General features: G+C 40.2%; 16 protein-coding genes. 2 read left to right on the top strand and 14 right to left on the bottom strand.

Annotation, left to right across the window (positions count from 1 at the left end; all coding sequences use genetic code 11):
* Positions 1-956: 956 nt before the first annotated feature.
* From tatC to ACFX4L_RS17100, 6 genes are all read right to left on the bottom strand, one after another.
* Positions 957-1709 (bottom strand): twin-arginine translocase subunit TatC, encoded by a 753-nt coding sequence (gene tatC / locus ACFX4L_RS17125; RefSeq protein ID WP_377381958.1) that lies wholly within the window; start codon positions 1707-1709, stop codon positions 957-959.
* 85 nt (positions 1710-1794) lie between these two features.
* On the bottom strand, positions 1795-1986 hold the full coding sequence (locus ACFX4L_RS17120; RefSeq protein WP_377381961.1) for a twin-arginine translocase TatA/TatE family subunit: 192 nt from the start codon (positions 1984-1986) through the stop codon (positions 1795-1797).
* Between the two features lie 192 nt (positions 1987-2178).
* Complete coding sequence (gene ilvA / locus ACFX4L_RS17115) at positions 2179-3447, bottom strand: threonine ammonia-lyase IlvA (protein WP_125163544.1); 1269 nt, start codon at positions 3445-3447, stop codon at positions 2179-2181.
* Between the two features lie 149 nt (positions 3448-3596).
* Complete coding sequence (locus ACFX4L_RS17110) at positions 3597-4082, bottom strand: dihydrofolate reductase (protein WP_284470432.1); 486 nt, start codon at positions 4080-4082, stop codon at positions 3597-3599.
* Positions 4079-4873: a thymidylate synthase gene (locus tag ACFX4L_RS17105; RefSeq protein WP_061463631.1), complete on the bottom strand. Its 795-nt coding sequence runs from the start codon at positions 4871-4873 to the stop codon at positions 4079-4081. The genes ACFX4L_RS17110 and ACFX4L_RS17105 overlap by 4 nt, the downstream gene beginning before the upstream one ends.
* A gap of 57 nt (positions 4874-4930) precedes the next feature.
* Positions 4931-5641: an anthrax toxin lethal factor-related metalloendopeptidase gene (locus ACFX4L_RS17100; RefSeq protein ID WP_286141010.1), complete on the bottom strand. Its 711-nt coding sequence runs from the start codon at positions 5639-5641 to the stop codon at positions 4931-4933.
* 222 nt (positions 5642-5863) lie between these two features.
* On the opposite strand from ACFX4L_RS17100, the gene ACFX4L_RS17095 reads away from it, so the two are divergent.
* Complete coding sequence (locus ACFX4L_RS17095) at positions 5864-6118, top strand: hypothetical protein (RefSeq protein ID WP_061463633.1); 255 nt, start codon at positions 5864-5866, stop codon at positions 6116-6118.
* Between the two features lie 22 nt (positions 6119-6140).
* Here ACFX4L_RS17095 and ACFX4L_RS17090 read toward each other — a convergent pair whose 3' ends face one another.
* On the bottom strand, positions 6141-6911 hold the full coding sequence (locus ACFX4L_RS17090) for a TerC family protein (protein WP_377405716.1): 771 nt from the start codon (positions 6909-6911) through the stop codon (positions 6141-6143).
* A gap of 197 nt (positions 6912-7108) precedes the next feature.
* On the bottom strand, positions 7109-7726 hold the full coding sequence (locus ACFX4L_RS17085) for a YpjP family protein (protein WP_377405714.1): 618 nt from the start codon (positions 7724-7726) through the stop codon (positions 7109-7111).
* 431 nt (positions 7727-8157) lie between these two features.
* On the opposite strand from ACFX4L_RS17085, the gene ggt reads away from it, so the two are divergent.
* Complete coding sequence (gene ggt / locus ACFX4L_RS17080) at positions 8158-9846, top strand: gamma-glutamyltransferase (RefSeq protein WP_377381967.1); 1689 nt, start codon at positions 8158-8160, stop codon at positions 9844-9846.
* Here ggt and ACFX4L_RS17075 read toward each other — a convergent pair whose 3' ends face one another.
* From ACFX4L_RS17075 to ACFX4L_RS17050, 6 genes are all read right to left on the bottom strand, one after another.
* Entirely contained in the window at positions 9847-10626 is a 780-nt protein-coding gene (locus tag ACFX4L_RS17075) for a class I SAM-dependent methyltransferase (RefSeq protein WP_377381970.1), read from the bottom strand. It lies immediately after the preceding gene.
* A gap of 67 nt (positions 10627-10693) precedes the next feature.
* Complete coding sequence (locus ACFX4L_RS17070; protein ID WP_089363415.1) at positions 10694-11131, bottom strand: BrxA/BrxB family bacilliredoxin; 438 nt, start codon at positions 11129-11131, stop codon at positions 10694-10696.
* Between the two features lie 204 nt (positions 11132-11335).
* On the bottom strand, positions 11336-13021 hold the full coding sequence (gene ilvD, locus ACFX4L_RS17065) for a dihydroxy-acid dehydratase (protein WP_317777022.1): 1686 nt from the start codon (positions 13019-13021) through the stop codon (positions 11336-11338).
* 323 nt (positions 13022-13344) lie between these two features.
* A complete protein-coding gene (locus ACFX4L_RS17060) occupies positions 13345-14481 on the bottom strand; it encodes a conserved virulence factor C family protein (RefSeq protein ID WP_377381974.1) in 1137 nt (378 codons plus the stop codon).
* A 129-nt stretch (positions 14482-14610) separates the two neighbouring features.
* Positions 14611-16488 (bottom strand): ABC-F family ATP-binding cassette domain-containing protein, encoded by a 1878-nt coding sequence (locus tag ACFX4L_RS17055; RefSeq protein ID WP_061463645.1) that lies wholly within the window; start codon positions 16486-16488, stop codon positions 14611-14613.
* Positions 16485-17129, bottom strand: coding sequence for an HD domain-containing protein (locus tag ACFX4L_RS17050; RefSeq protein WP_061463647.1), 645 nt, complete (start codon positions 17127-17129; stop codon positions 16485-16487). The genes ACFX4L_RS17055 and ACFX4L_RS17050 overlap by 4 nt, the downstream gene beginning before the upstream one ends.
* Positions 17130-17175: the final 46 nt, after the last annotated feature.

Here is a 17175-nt window from a genome sequence, read left to right as displayed (position 1 = left end):
AGTCTCGCACTTCCGCTCCAATCAACCTTAAATAGTTTCGTTTTAAAAACAACAATCTTTACGAAAAGAGCCTAAAAGTAAAACGCAGTTAATGGATTGGGTGCGAAAATATCAAGATACTGACGGTTTTTTTAGACTCAACGGGAAAAAGCAGTGGTAACAAGGGCTAAAAAAACCTTGTAGGGGTCGGTTTCTCGTAAAAAAAATTCGATAGCGTGGAAGAAGTATTGGAATACTAAGGCCCAGGTGCCTTACTTAAAAAAGCAGTATCCAAATCTATCAGGAGGTCTCCTTTTTCAGACGAATAAGTACGAGATTATTGAAGGACTACATTCTCCATTCAAAGTAATCTGGCTTATTATCAATGCTCAGTTAAATCGCTCCAGCTACTATAATTGGCGTTCAACAAATACTCAAAGACAATTCCGTCTTTCAAAGGACGATATATTCGTGAACGGATACAACAGATTAACATATAGCACAAGGAATAAGGTTACCCTCGCATGACAATTACCCTTACGAGGGAATGCTTTTTTGTGAACCACAAAAAAAGAGATGTATACGGAACAGATTAAGGATTCCAATACACATCTCATGTTTATCATCCTAGACTTCAACAGGCAGGTGCCCATATCTGCAGCCACTCTCGCAAAGGAAACTGCCATGACAACGCCTGTGTCGAATCATTCTGCTCTCATTTTATATCTGATATGTTTTATCTCAATCATTTTCAAATAGAAGAAGAACAGATTCTAGCAATTAAAATTTACATCTTTCCATAACGCAAACGGTTCCAAAAACGAATGAACCATCGAGCTCCGATTGAATATCGAATCTCGATGGTTACCTAGTCTTTTTTAAACTGTCTACTAGAAGGGGGTAAGTCCAATAAGGGATCTTTTTTAAGTGTCCATTATTCGGGATACTGCAGGCCAAATGCATTCAAGGGTCTTTTTTTATAAACCTTCCTCGTTGTTTAATGATTCTTCCCGCAAACTTTCACGCTTCACCCTGCGTTTATAGACAACTTTAGATAATGAAATACTGATTTCGTATAATAACAGCAGTGGAACCATTACCATAAAGTCTGACATAAAGTCAGGCGGCGTTATCGATATCGCAATGACAACCAGTACAAAGTAAGCATACTTCCTTAGCTTTTGAAGCACATAAGGATTAATTATTCCAATGGAGGTCAAAAACATGGTAACGACAGGAAGCTCAAATAAAATAGCAAAAGGTATCGTCATATTAAATACGAATGAAAAGTACTTATCCGCTGTAAAACTGGTTATGAACATCCCATCGCCCAATTGAATCAAAAATTGAAGAATGGTCGGGAAGATGACAAAATAACCAAAAGCAAGCCCTCCGATAAAAAGCAAGAAAAGCGCTGGAATATAGGCAAGGGTCGCCCTTACTTCATTTGGCATCAAAGCGGGTTTAACGAATAACCAGATTTGCAGAGCAATTACCGGTATCGTTGCCGCAATGGCTACGACGCCTGAGAGCATAAAGTAAATCCAGATAATATCACTTGGTCCCAATACCATCAGGTCAAAATCTAGATCCTTCACGAACCATTTATAAATCTCTTCTACATAAATAAAACTGGCAATAAAAAAGATGACAAAAGCAACAGCTGTAATGATGAGCCGTTTTCTCAATTCATCGAGATGATCGATAATATTTAATTCTTTATCTTCCAAAGTTGATCACGCCTTCATCTGAAAATCCGTATCTTTGTTCCAGCAAAAAGGCGCAAGACGATTCCATCTTACGCCCAGCATTCAATCATTCATGATTTTTTTGTTTTATTTTTTTATCTTCTTCATAATCATCTTTTGTTAAGTCACTCGTGGATTTTTTAAATTCACGAAGTGTCTGTCCAAAAGCACGGCCTATCTCTGGAAGTTTCTTCGGTCCAAAAATAATTAATGCCAATATTAAGATGAGAATTAGACCAGGTACTCCAATGTTCGACATGGATACATCCCCTTTGGTGTTGTAATTATCCCTACCCCGATTATAATACCACTTCCAACCAATTGAAAGAGCACTGGCAATTCGTCATAGAATGGTAACAATTATCGACAGTAAGCCCGGATCGACTGGGAGGTAGAATAAAATGTAAAAACATAAGTATTATTCTATCCTAATTTAACACTTTGTCCATGATTAAATCAATAAATGAAATAAATTACTGTCCTTATTGACTTCAACGAAAGAGAATCCTTTTTTGTTCATTCTTAGAATGAGACCTTCATAATCATTCTTATCCTTCAGCTCAACACCAACAAGGGCCGGCCCGCTTTCTTTATTGTTTTTCTTCGTATATTCAAAACGGCTAATATCGTCATTCGGTCCTAACACCTCATCAAGGAATTCCCTTAAAGCTCCAGCGCGTTGTGGGAAATTCACGATAAAATAATAAAGCAGTCCTTCATATAATAAGGATTTTTCCTTAATTTCCTGCATGCGCCCAATGTCGTTATTCCCTCCGCTGACCATGCAAACAACCGTTTTGCCTTTGATTTGTTCTTTGTACAAATCCAAAGCGGCTACAGATATAGCCCCTGCCGGCTCAGCGACAATCGCATGCTGATTATATAAATCGAGAATCGTCGTGCAGATTTGCCCTGAAGGAACGACAACGATATCTTCCAGGTTTTCCTTACAGAGCTGATATGTCATCTGCCCCACACACTTGACAGCTGCTCCGTCAACAAATGTATCTATGCTTTCAAGTTCAGAAACTTTTCCTTCATCAAAGGAGTATTTCATCGAAGCAGCACCAAGCGGCTCCACTCCAATGCATTTCGTTTTTGGTGAAACCGATTTGAAATAACTTGATAATCCGGCCATTAAACCACCACCGCCGATAGCTGCAAATACATAGTCGATTCCATCTTCACAATCATTCAGGATTTCTACGGCCGTTGTACCCTGCCCTGCGATTACCTTTTCATCGTCAAATGGATGGATAAAGGAACGTTCTTCTTTTTCACAGCATTCCATCGCCTTGGCAAATGCATCATCGAATGTATCTCCAATCAGGATGATTTCCACATTATCCCTACCGAATAGCTGAACTTGATCGACTTTTTGCCTTGGTGTCGTAGCAGGCATATAAATCTTCCCGTGGATACCTAATTGACTGCATGAAAACGCAACTCCCTGTGCATGGTTTCCTGCACTGGCACAAACGACTCCATTCTTCGTCTCTTCCTCGGTCAAGCTTTTCATTTTATAGTAAGCCCCTCTTAATTTAAAGGAACGTACATGTTGAAGATCCTCGCGTTTTAAATATACATTACATTCATATTTTTCAGAGAGCCTCTGATTTTTTTGTAAAGGAGTGTGTAAAACGATCTCTTTTAGTTCTCTATAGGCAATTAGAATATCTTCCAATTGGATCCCCCTATTCATGGATGCAGTCTGATTCATAACAATACCTCATTTCCTTCCTAATCGATTCAATCATTATAGCACTTTACTGACATTAATGTAATTGATTTTTCTAAAAATTCATTCTTTTGTTCGTTCCATACAAAAAAATCCGATTATGGTCATTTTTCCATAATCGGATTTATCGTTTATTTTTTTTGTAGAATAATAAAATCATGTGCATATCGATTTTTTTCATCGATGCTTCCTGGGTTTGAGGAGATTTTATCCCATTCATTTTCATCAATCACGGGAAAGAACGTATCACCTTCAAAGGTTTCATGAATTTCCGTTATATACAGGCGATCGGTATAAGGAAGGATTTCCTTGAAGATTTCGGCTCCGCCAATAACGAATACTTCATCCCTACTGTTGTCTGCAAACGTTTTGATCTCTAAAGTATCATGTAAAACTAAACAGCCTTCCGCTTTATACTCCGGATTACGGGTAACGATGACATTTTCACGGCCAGGCAGTACCCTTCCGATTGATTCAAATGTTTTTCGGCCCATGATGATTGGATGGCCCATCGTCACTTTTTTAAAATACTGCAAATCTGCCGGTAAATGCCATGGCAGTTGATTATTATTCCCGATTACACGGTTTTGATCCATAGCGACTATCAACGATATCATATGCTAACCTCACCTTTTATATGGGGATGAGCTTCGTAATTTTCCAGAACGAAGTCCTCGAAGCTAAAATCAAAGATATTTTTCACTTCCGGATTTATTTTCATGATCGGCAATGGTTTGGGATCACGTGTCAACTGCAGTTCAACTTGTTCAAGGTGGTTAGAATAGATGTGGACATCCCCAAAAGTATGTACAAATTCGCCAACTTCCAAATCACACACCTGGGCGATCATCATTGTTAATAGCGCATACGAAGCTATATTAAAAGGAACACCTAAAAAAACGTCTGCTGAACGTTGATATAGCTGGCACGAAAGCTTGCCATCAGCCACATAGAATTGAAAGAATGCATGACAAGGTGGCAAGGCCATTTCGTCCAGTTCCCCAACATTCCAAGCACTCACTATCAGCCTTCTTGAATTTGGATTCGTTTTGATTTGTTCAATCAATTCACTGATTTGGTCGATTTGCCTTCCATCAGCCGTTCCCCAAGAACGCCATTGATGGCCATAAATCGGACCTAATTCTCCCTTTTCATCAGCCCATTCATTCCAAATGCGCACGTTATTTTCCTGAAGGTAGCCAACATTTGTATCGCCCTTCAAAAACCATAATAGTTCATGGATAATCGCTTTTAAACTAACCTTTTTCGTTGTAAGTACAGGGAATCCATCTTTTAAATTGAATCTCATTTGATATCCAAAGGTACTGATCGTTCCTGTTCCCGTACGATCTCCTTTTTGAGTGCCATTCTCGAGCACATGCTTACATAAATCTAAATATTGCTTCATGATAAACCACCTTTTCTTCTTTCATTCTCCTTATTTTAACGTATTATAGTCCAATGGTTAATCTAATTGTTTAATAAAATTATAAGTCTCGGGTGCTTTTTGTTTAAGTAATTGATTTTGTTCGAAATTCACATAAAACATGGCAAACGTTTCTGCAAAGTATTCCTCAGGGTAATTGGAAAAATACGACTGTCCAGGGAACAGTCCATTCACTTCCTTACCCCAAATCTTCAAGTAATCCATGTCTTCACGAATCCCACCATAAACTATATTATCAATGGAATGCCCTAACTCATGCAGTTCCAGATTTACGGAGCCATGCCCTTTACCTTTATCGCTCGCTCCGATTTTAACCAATACAGTATGAGATCCCCCCATCCCAGGCACATCATCCCAAGTTGTTTTTTTATTCAAATAACCACGCGGCGTTTTCCCCTTTAATTTAGCCGCAGATCGATTTTCAGTTAAAGAACCATTAAAGAGTTTGATCCTTACACCGCTGTCAGCAGTTTTTACTAAAAGGGAATGAGGCAATTTATCAATGGTTCCTACAATTTTCAGTGCTTCCTTTTCATCGTATTCCCCTTCTGGAAATAAAAATATTCTTTGTAATTCTTTATTATCCTTAAAAAATTCAGCTTGTCTTAAGAGGTTATCTTTGGGCAAATTCCGCCATTTTACTCCTTCATCTTTCGCTAGGGAATAGGAGAGCATTGAGAGGAGAAAGGCAAATAATGCAAGTAAAGTTAACCATTTTTTACTTTTCACAATCTTCTCCCCTTTCTTCATTTCTCATAATCGTTAAGAGTGTATATGTATTTTAAAGTCTCTGAATCTTCCACACTATTATATTAGTATAACATATTAACTTAGTGTAAAAACTCTATGTTTTTATGGTAATTTTGTCGCAGCTCTTCCTTGAGAAGAACCATTTTTCCAGTCTTTTCATATATCAATAGTATATAATTGTATAAGGTTTAGGGTGATTGCATGGAAACCAATAATAAAAAAGCCAGCTTGAATGAGAACCGGGAACTTGCTGATGAAGTCCTTGATATTTACAGTTTGAAGGTGTTCATCATTCTCGACCTTTTTCTGTTCTCCATTTTCTTTGGCCTACTACTGCATCCACTACTCCCTTCTCTTTGGCTTACCTTCTTATTGCCTTTGCTTTTCTTCACTACATTTACCGCCCTTCTTCAATTACTTGATATTCTCCAAAAAAAAAGCAGACATCATTTTTGATGTCTGCTTTTTTAAATGGTGATCAACCATGTTCTTTACGCTTTTTCCCTTTCTTCAAATGAAATACAATCGTGGTGCCGAAAATCATTAAAATAAGGGTAAAAAATATCGCAGGCGGGATTTCGATCCCTGCAACGGCAATTAGCATTTTTATAGCAATGAATCCGATAAGAACGTAAGCGGCAGTTTCCAATTCAGGAACCTTATCTATCAATTTTAAAAATAACCCCGCCACTCCCCGCATCATCAAGACACCAATCATCCCACCGGCCAAAAGGACCCAGACTTTTTCACTCACCCCGAAAGCGGCCAAGACACTATCGACGGAAAATGCTATATCCATCAATTCCACTGCCGCAACCGTCCCCCAAAATGTACCAAAGATTCGGATCAACAAGCTGTTGTTACTCATTCCCTGGATATCTTCATCAATGCCAGCTTGTTTTTTTCTTTTATCCCGAAAGTATTTAAATGAGAGCCAACCAAGGTAGGCTGCTCCAATCACCTTCACCCACCAAAGCTTAATGAGGAAAACACCGATTCCAATCGCTATAAATCTAAAAGCGTATGCGCCTAATAAACCATAAAAAAGTGCTTTTTTCCGTCGTTTATCCGGAAGGTGCCTGACCATTACAGCTAATACCAAAGCGTTATCCGCCGATAGTAATCCTTCCATTAAAACGAGCGTTCCGATCAACCCCCAGCTTACTGGGTCGGATAAAACCTCCACCCACATATGCCAGTCAAAAAATTGGGCATATGTTTGAATGATATTATTTAACAACTCTGACATGATAAAGACTCCTCTGCTACTATACCTGCATAATTAGAAAACCGTATAAAATAACATTGTTCCCAGTAATGTTAAAAACTCTACTTTATTTTAAACACAAAATAAATACGTTGCATGACAACGTATCATTTAATGCCTATTAGAAATTTCATTCTCATCATACTCTTACACATATATAAAATCAAAGAATCGATCCATTATGAGAGCCTTTGTTTACTCGTCCACTCTGGGGGCGTATTTTTGTCCCAATATATTTTCCCTAAATCATAATGGGTGGCAAATGAATCATGATGGGTATGATAGTGAAAATCGAACCAATACCCTTCCATTGGTGGATTTTCCTGCCTGACATGGAATCTGATAATATCCTTGCCGCTGTTTGAATCATAAATATGAAAAATTTTCTCGGCCCTGCCCGCACTCGGCTGCTCAGTGATCGTTAATTGCTGTAATTTTTCATCTGGAAATTGGGCAGCCATTTCCGTAATGGCTTCTTCCATTTTTGGTAAGATGGTCATTTTGAACTCATCGCCAATTTTAGGATTGATCTTATCGCCAAACTTCATAAATGCGTTTACCTCTGCTTTATTCAGTATGCCCGATAAAAATTCTTCCCGGTTGAATTCCTCCTTAAGTTCAATCGGTTGCTGTGAAGAAAGGTAGGCTAACCCTTCTTCATCCACTAACCCTTTTTTAGTATCCTTTAACGAATTGGCTTCAGCAAGCCACGCCAGCTCTGAAGGCGTGACAAGACCAAACGTCAAAACGGATAATAAAATGACGAGACTTTTCCTGATCCAAATCGCTGCTTTCAACTCACACTCCCCCTCCTTTTTTTGTATTATCTTTATATTTAGTATACTTTTATTTTTTAGTAATTACTAATATATAGGTACCCATGTTTTAAAAATCAAAAAAAAGGATATATACCTATATAAACTTTATTAACCCTAACTTTTTACTAAATATCAACAATTCTACATTTTGATGAAGGATTTTGACGATATTTGGAGAACATAATTAGATTCAAGTCTTTTTAAGGAGGGGTCTTATATGGCTTTAACTACGACTGCCATGGTGGCTTTATGTCTTGTAACATTAGCATTTTTCGTATATTTAACATTTACTGATTAAGAATAAATACCTACGAAAAATCCCTTGTCATTTATCTCCAATGGCAAGGTTTTTCTTTCACATAAAGCTTACATTTTGGCAGATAAAAGGACTGAATACTGGAGGAATCATTTTGAAAAACAACAATGAAAACACTAAAGATAAGGATTACAAGAAGGAAACCGCCACAGGGAAGGCCGGAATGGTCGTTACCGCTCATCCCGTAGCCACTTCCATCGGGGAAAAAATATTACGTGAAGGTGGAAATGCAGTCGATGCGGCGGTCGCCATCCAATTTGCCCTAAATATTGTAGAACCCATGATGACTGGTATCGGCGGCAGTGGTTTCCTTATGGTATATAACGCTAAAGATAAGGATACAAAAATATTCGATGGCCATGTAAGGGCACCTAAAGCCGCGCATCCAGACATGTTTCTAAATGAAAAAGGGGAAGTCATCCCATTTAAAGAACGTTCGATCAAGGCTACAGCAGTTGGCGTTCCTGGAATACTGAAAGCTATGGATAAAGCACTCAACGAATATGGAAGTAAGCCATTAGCTGACCTTATCGAGCCCTCCATTGAATTCGCAGAAAAGGGGGTTCCCGTCAATTGGGTTCTTTGCGATGCCCTTAAAAACTTTGAATACCGATTGGGCGAGGAAGCCCGTAAGTTCTTCATGCCAAACGGAAAGCCATATCAGGATGGCGATTTACTGATAAAAGAAAAATTGGCGAATACCTATCGGATATTACAACGAGAAGGGATTTCCGCTTTTTATGAGGGTGAAATCGGAGAGGGCATCATTTCCTGTATCCAGGAACTTGGAGGGTTCATGGAACTTTCTGATTTAAAGGACTATGAAGCGACCATTGATGAACCAATGTATGGGACTTATAAGGATTATCGAATTGCATCATCTATGGCCCCTAGTGCGGGCGGATTCACGGTCATCCAAATCCTAAAAATATTGGAGAGCTTCCAGATCGAACAATATGACGTCCGTTCTTGGGAAAAATATTACTTAATTGCAGAAGCGATGCGCCTGTCATTTACAGACAAAAAGGCATTTCTTGCTGATCCCGAATTTGCCGAATTGCCATTGGCGGGTCTAATGCATGATGAATATATAGCTAAACGCCGCTCGTTCATTAATTTCAAAGCAAGGAATAATGCCATTGACTTCGGAAACCCTTGGATATATGATTCCGTGAAAGAAAGGGAAGTCATTCTACAACCAAATGACGAAGATATCAGTGAAACGACACATTTCACTGTCCGTGACAGATGGGGGAATATCGCAGCATGCACTTCTACAGTGGAGCATCCATTCGGTTCGGGCATAATGGTTTCCGACTATGGTTTCATGCTGAATAACGAACTGACTGATTTCGATTCCATTCCAGGGGGCATGAATGAAGTACAGCCCAATAAACGCCCTGTCAGTTGTAAAAGCCCGACCATCATCTTTAAAGACGGCGAGCCGATCTTGACGCTGGGATCCCCTGGAGGACCAACCATCATCAGTTCTGTCGTTCAAACAATCATCAATGTACTCGATTTAAAAATGGACTTGAAAGCAGCCATTGAAGAACCTAGAATTTTCACTCCAATGGGCCCTCATATTGAATGGGAAGCAGGAATGGATATGACCAGCAAAGGTCACTTGGAAGCAATGGGCTTTGCCTTTAATGAAGTTCCCCACTCTATAGGGAATGTCCAAGCCATTCAAATCAACCCTGATGGCTCGAATTATGGTGCTGCAGATTCAAGCCGGGAAGGCTGTGCCATGGGTCTGGACGAGACAGATTATAAATCCTGATCACAGAATGGAAATGAAGCCAAAATGAAATTTGGATGTTTTTCTCTTTACTACCTCAAACCCAAATTCCTCGAAGCGGGAGCTGCGGAAATGGTCTTTCAACACGACTCGCTTTCGCGCAACCCGCTTGGCTTCTTTCATTATTTCCATTGATAAATCCTTACCTTCCGCAAAATGAGTCAATCCTTTGATTCCATTTGATTCCTGAATCGTTTCCTCAAACATGGGATCGAAATATACGACATCAAAATGATTATCCGGCATTGACTTCAATATTTCGTAATGATCCGCTTGAATGACCTCTATTCTTCTCATCGCAGAAATCATCTTTTCTTCTGCATTCTCCCATGTCTTCATACCATGGTCCACGAGCAAGGCCAAATATTGATTTCCTTCCAATGCAACAACCTGTCCATTTTCACCCACTGCAAAACTTGCGACAATCGCATCAGAGCCCAAGCCCATTGTACAATCAAGCACAGAATTCCCTTCATTTATATCTCCGGCAATGAGAAATGGATCACCTTCGCCCCGAAGTATTCTTTTTAAACGGATCATTGCAAGGTTAGGGTGAAAAAAGAATGGTTCTTTTTCTTGGTACCGATATAACTCCATCCGCTTTTTACCAAAAACGAGGCAATCCTCCTCATTATGTTCCGATTGGATAGCTCTCACCGATCGTTTTCTTCGCGCTATAAAGGGGATCTGTAATTCTTCAGCTAACTTTTCGGCTAATATAATCGTTTCTTTATCGGCTCTTCCTACTGTAGTGACAAACATGAATCCTACCCCTTCATACTCTTATAAATTTGAAAAGAATGCCCTGTTTCCAGGACATTCCGCTTCATCACTTATTTACTTGACTGAATGCTGCCAATAAATTTTCCATAATAGCTTCCATTGGCTGTCCCTCTATATCATGGCGAGGAATGAAATGTAAAACCTCTTTGCCCTTTAAGAGAGCCATGGATGGTGAAGAAGGTTCGATTCCATTGAAGTATTCCCGCATTTTAGCTGTAGCTTCCTTATCTTGTCCGGCAAATACTGTTACGAGATGATCAGGCTTATTGTCTGCCTGGAGTACGGCTTGGGTAGCAGCTGGACGGGCTAACCCGGCAGCACAGCCACAAACAGAATTTACGACGACAAGTGTCGTACCTTCTACTGAATCCATAAAGTTTTCAACCGCTTCAGCGGATTCCAACTCCTCAAAACCTGCTTGCACCAGTTCCGCACGCATTGGCTTCACCATTTGTTTCATATATTCATCATATGCCATCGACATAAAAAAACCCCCTTGATTACAATTCTTCAATTAGATTAATCATACTATATTCTTATGTGCACATGCAAAAATGACGCTTAGAGCTTTGCAAATTCGGCGTTCAAGTTTATGTATCAATGATCAAAGATTCATTTACGCCGCAAAAAGAAACATGGTAACAGAATCCATTTCATTCTGCCACCATGTTTTAGTATCTTCCTTGAATTAAACTTTCATCACTCCGCCTGAGCTGGCATTCGTCACAAGTTTGGAATAACGTGCTAAATAGCCTGTTCTAACTTTTGACTCGAAGCCTTTCCAATTTGCTTTACGTTTTTCGAATTCTTCATCGGAAATTTCCAATTCGATTTTACGATTGTTCAAATCCAACTCGATGATATCTCCATCTTCCACGAAAGCGATTGGGCCTCCCTCAGCTGCTTCGGGGGATATATGACCAATGCTGATGCCCCGAGATGCGCCTGAAAAGCGGCCATCAGTGATCAAACCGACTTTGGCTCCAAGTCCCCTCCCGACAATTTGGGAAGTTGGTGCCAACATTTCCGGCATACCCGGCCCCCCTTTAGGTCCTTCGTAACGAATGACCACTACATTCCCTTCTTTTACTTTTCCAGTAATGATTCCGGAAAGTGCATCTTCCTGGGAATCGAAACAAATGGCAGGACCCCTATGGTAGCCACCAACTGATTCGTCAACTGCTCCCACTTTTATGATGGAACCTTGAGGTGCAAGGTTGCCAAACAATACCGCAAGCCCTCCACGCTCGGAATGCGGATTATCTAACGGATGGATAACATCCTTATCCAGAATTTCACAACCGGCAACATTTTCGCGGAGCGTTTTACCTGAAACGGAAAGGCAGTCACCGTTAAAGGCGCCTGGTTTTTTGAGTAACTCATTAATGACGGCACTTACACCTCCGGCATTATGTACATCTTCAATATGATAATCGGATGCCGGAGCAATTTTCGCTAGATGCGGTACACGGTTAGCTATTTCATTTATGCGCTCCATCGGATATTCAAAACCTGCTTCATGTGCCAATGCAAGTGTATGCAGAACAGTGTTGGTCGAACCGCCCATCGCCATATCCAAGGCAAATGCGTTATCAATTGCATCAATCGTCACGATATCACGAGGCTTGATATCCTGTTTGATTATCTCCATCAATTGTTTAGCGGATTTCTTAACGAATTCTTTGCGTTCTTCAGCTACCGCCAAAATCGTACCATTTCCCGGAAGCGCAAGTCCTAAACCTTCTGCCAGACAGTTCATGGAATTTGCAGTGAACATTCCTGAACAAGAACCGCAAGTAGGGCATGCAACTTGCTCGATTTCCTGCAGTTCTTCTTCATTGATATTACCAGCTTGATAGGCGCCCACCCCTTCAAAAACAGATGTTAATGAAAGAGATTTACCGTTTTTGTCTTTGCCTGCCTTCATCGGTCCGCCACTTACGAATATTGTAGGAATATTGACACGAAGAGCTGCCATCATCATTCCCGGCGTTATCTTGTCACAGTTTGGAATGCAAACCATACCGTCAAACCAATGTGCAGATACAACAGTTTCCACGGAGTCCGCGATGATTTCACGGCTTGGTAATGAATAGCGCATACCAATATGACCCATTGCAATTCCATCGTCTACCCCAATCGTATTAAATTCGAAAGGAACACCGCCTGCTTCGCGAATCGCTTCCTTCACTATTTTTCCGAATTCCTGAAGATGGACATGACCCGGAACGATATCGATGTATGAGTTACAAACCGCGATGAACGGTTTTCCAAAATCTTCTTCTTTAACCCCTGCTGCCCTCAACAGACTTCTGTGCGGAGCACGGTCGACTCCTTTAGTAATCATGTCACTTCTCATATTTGATGTAGACATTCGTTGTACCCCCAATTTTCACTAATGTTTGATAATTCAATATAATATAATTTTTAGTATACTCTAAAAATTCTAACATATCTATAGACAAATGCAACCTTTCAACGTTAAATATCTGCAAATATCATTTTACTAAAATAATAGAAAACAGATTTATTTACTTTAAAATACTGTATCTCATCGAAAATTAGCCATTTTGCTGTTTCGGAGTTCCACCGGACCACGGGGTCAAGCAATTGGAATTGACCAGCTTCAAAAAAGGCATGCGGATTTAATCACCCGGATGCCTTTTTTGAAGCCCATTAAGTTATTCCAATTAAATTTCACTTTTCATTCGCTAGCCTTGATTCTGTCATTTGCTTCCAAACTGAACCTTTTGCTTCTTCCCCATTTTCTATACGATCAATGGCCATCTTGACCTGTAGGGCCACTTCGAATTCAGGGTCCTGTTCCGCTTGCTTTAGAAGAGGAAGGGTCGTTTCATTTCCAGCTTCATATAAAAACATCGCCGCCCTCCATCTAACCAATTTATTCTTATCCGATAGTGCTTGCGACATTTCTCCCATCGCTTCTTCAAAGCCCAGATCGGATAAACAGTCACCAGCCGTTCGTCTTACTGCTGCACTTTTATCTTTCATTGCTTTGTACAAGCTCGGAAGCACTTTTCTATCTTCGATCATACCCAAGTATACAACCGCGAGCCTTCTAATGGAGACTTTATTGTCGGAAAGTGCTATGTCCAATACTGGAATATCACCCACAGTTGGATCTTCCATTTGTTCTAAAGCCTGATATCGCTTTTCCCAACTTTCGTCATTCAGCATTTCTGCAGTCAGTTTAATTTTTGGCCGTTTCAAGAATGTTTCTTTTGTATCCACCATTTCTTTAGCAGCAGCTACTAGCCGATTAATTCGTTCTTCCGGATATGCTGCAATCAGCTCATCCGATACTTCCTTCACGATATCTTCCATATCACCATATCTTACGCCATAATCCTTCCATTTTCGAAGCATGACTACATTATCATCTTCTTTTTGGGCTGCGGCAATGCCCTTTATGAAATATTCCGGTAAGGCAAAACGTTTTTCGTGTTGGCTATCACTTGCTTTAATTTGCATCGGAATGCCTTTGAATTGTTGAATGGCAACCGCTACTTCACCGTAATGTTCATTTAAAACCGTTTGTTGACTTTGTTCTTCGGTTTTTTCCCCGAACACCTGACGGATTTGGACCAAGATATCTTTCCAATCATATTTCGCATTGCGCTCAACCGCTAAGAAATCCGCAACATGATATACCCCTTTCACCCCATCAATCTTAAATAAATCTTTAATCAGCTGCGGTGCTTGTTCAGCTTGGTCCTTCTTATAGTTATTACTTTTACCTGCTAATAACTCTTCAGTTAAATTGATTTTCATTGTATTCGGACTTGGTGTAGGTTCTATTGATTTGATTTTCAATGCGTTTCTCTCCTTTTACAAGACGTTTCCATGTACTAGATATTATCACAACGGCAAAAGATTCTCATGCAATTGAGATTGGCTAAAAAAAGACTGGTCCAAGTTTGCTCCCTTGGACCAGTCCCCCGCTCATTCCTCTTCCAATTTTTCCGCTAAATACGTCCATCTTTCCATCAAATGCTCTAATTTATCCGTTAGTCCCTTTTCTTCTTCAAGTAACAGGCGGACTTGTTCAAAATCGCTTCCCGCAGCTGACATTTCAGACGTGATGTCTTTCAGACGCAGCTCGGCCCGTTCCATGTTCCCTTCTATCTCTTCCCATTCCTTACTTTCCGCATATGTTAGTTTTTTCTTTTTCTTTTCTGTGCGATTGAGTGGAGGTTCTGGTGTTTTCACTGGTACGGCCTCTTCCGTCTTTTCCTCCAAGAACTCCGAGTAATTACCGTAATAGAAATCAATTTCACCTTTATTCTTGAAGACAAGGAGCTGATGGCACGTTTTATCCAGGAAATACCTATCATGTGATACGGTAATGACTACACCTGAAAATGTTTCTAAATAATCCTCAAGAACGGTCAAGGTTTGCGTGTCCAAATCATTCGTCGGTTCATCCAAAAGCAGGACATTAGGTGCCGACATCAATATGTTAAGGAGATATAAACGCCTTTTCTCCCCTCCGGACAGCTTGCGAATCGGCGTCCCATGCGAGCCCATTGGAAACAAGAACCTTTCAAGCATCTGGGCAGCTGATATGTAGCTACCATCTTTAAGGGCGATTGAATCCGCCGTTTCCCGAATATACTCTATCATGCGCAGATTCTCGTCCATATCGACGCTTTCTTGCGTATAGTACCCTATTTTCACGGTTTGCCCTATTTCCAGATTTCCATCATCTATAGATTCCCGTCCGGCCAAAATATTTAACAAGGTGGACTTTCCACTGCCATTATTACCAACAATTCCAATCCTATCACCTGGTTTGAAGAGGAAGGAAAAATGGTTGATGATGGACTGATCCCCGAAAGATTTAGAGACATCCTGCATCTCCAGTACCTTTTTCCCTAAACGGGCACCGCTTAATTCCATTTCCAGGCTCTCGGTTTTCTGCTTATCCTTTACACCTGATTCCAATGTTTCGAAGCGTTGGATTCTGGCCTTTTGTTTCGTTGTACGGGCCTTGGCACCTTTACGGATCCAGGCCAGTTCTTTTTTGAATAGACTTTCTTTTTTCGTTCTTTCCGTCGATTCATTCTCTTCACGAATGGCCTTTGATTCTAAATAGTCTGCATAGTTTCCTTTGTATTCGAAGAGCTTCGTTTGGGCAATTTCCCAAATCTTATTAGAAACCCGATCTAAGAAATATCGATCATGTGTTACAAATAAAACGGACTTTTGATATTTTCCCAAATATTCTTCAAGCCAGGTAATGCTTTCAAAATCAAGATGGTTCGTAGGCTCATCCAAAATCAGTAAATCCGGAGTCTCAATCAAGGTTTTTGCCAGTGCCGCCCGCTTTTTTTGGCCGCCTGACATTTCCCCCAATTTCCTTGAGTGATCAGGAAGGCCCAGCTTGGTCAGTATCGTTCTGGCATTGGCACTTGTATCCCAGGCGCCAAGCGTGTCCATATCCTGTTGCTGTTTTAACAAACGGTCCTGTATTGCACTATTCTGTGGATCTACCTGGAGTTGGACGAGCGTCTTTTCATACTCCTTAATCAATGAAAATACAGGCGTTGAACTTTCATACATATATTCCATGATCGTCAATTTCTCATCAAATTGCGGATCTTGGGATAGGTAGGAAATCGTGTAATCATTCGGATGATCCTTCGTTCCTAAATCACTGTCTTCCAATCCTGCAATGATATTCAATAATGTCGATTTACCGGTGCCGTTTATACCAACGATCCCGATTTTTTCCCCTTCGGTAATGGAAAAAGATACATCTTTAAAAAGAAGCTTTTCCCCTTGGGTTTTCATTACATGTTCCATGCTAAAAACTTTCATAATCGTACATCCCATTCCTTATTAAATTCCTCTAAAAATCTAACCATATATTCATGCCTTTCACTTGCAATCCTCTTGGCTGTACAAGTATTGAGCATATCTTGCAAACGTAATAGTTTTTCATAAAAGTGATGAATGGAAGAGCTTTTCCCCGTCCTGTATTCCTCTTTTGTCATATTTCCCCTTATTGACAATGAAGGATCAAACATGGGTTGTCCCTTTTTCCCTCCAAATGCAAATGTCCTTGCTATCCCTATGGCGCCAATTGCATCCAAGCGGTCCGCATCCTGAACGATTTCAGCCTCGATGGAAGGAAGCTTCAACTGCCCGGAACTATAGGAAATTGTGTTGATGATCTGCTTAATGGCATTCACGCTATCAATTTCCAATTTTATTTCATCAAACCATTCGTCCAGCTTTTTCGATCCCTCATCAGCATCCCGGTTTAATTTATCATCCGGGATATCATGAAGCAGTGCCGCCAATTCAATTATAAACTCATTCCCTTTGCGTTCTTCTTTTGCAATATGTAAAGCCAGCTTACGAACCCGATCGATATGGAACCAATCATGGCCGCTGGCATCAGATTTCAATTGGTCATATACATACTTCTCCGTTAAATCAATCATCGTTTGATTCATTTCACCACTCCATGTCCTTTCTATTTTACCATGGTTCTCAATAATG

Source organism: Peribacillus sp. YIM B13482, assembly GCF_042787975.1.
In the GTDB taxonomy this organism is placed as follows: domain Bacteria; phylum Bacillota; class Bacilli; order Bacillales; family DSM-1321; genus Peribacillus; species Peribacillus simplex_A.
Note: the sequence above shows the minus strand (reverse complement) of the source record. Positions and strands in the feature narration are given on the sequence as shown.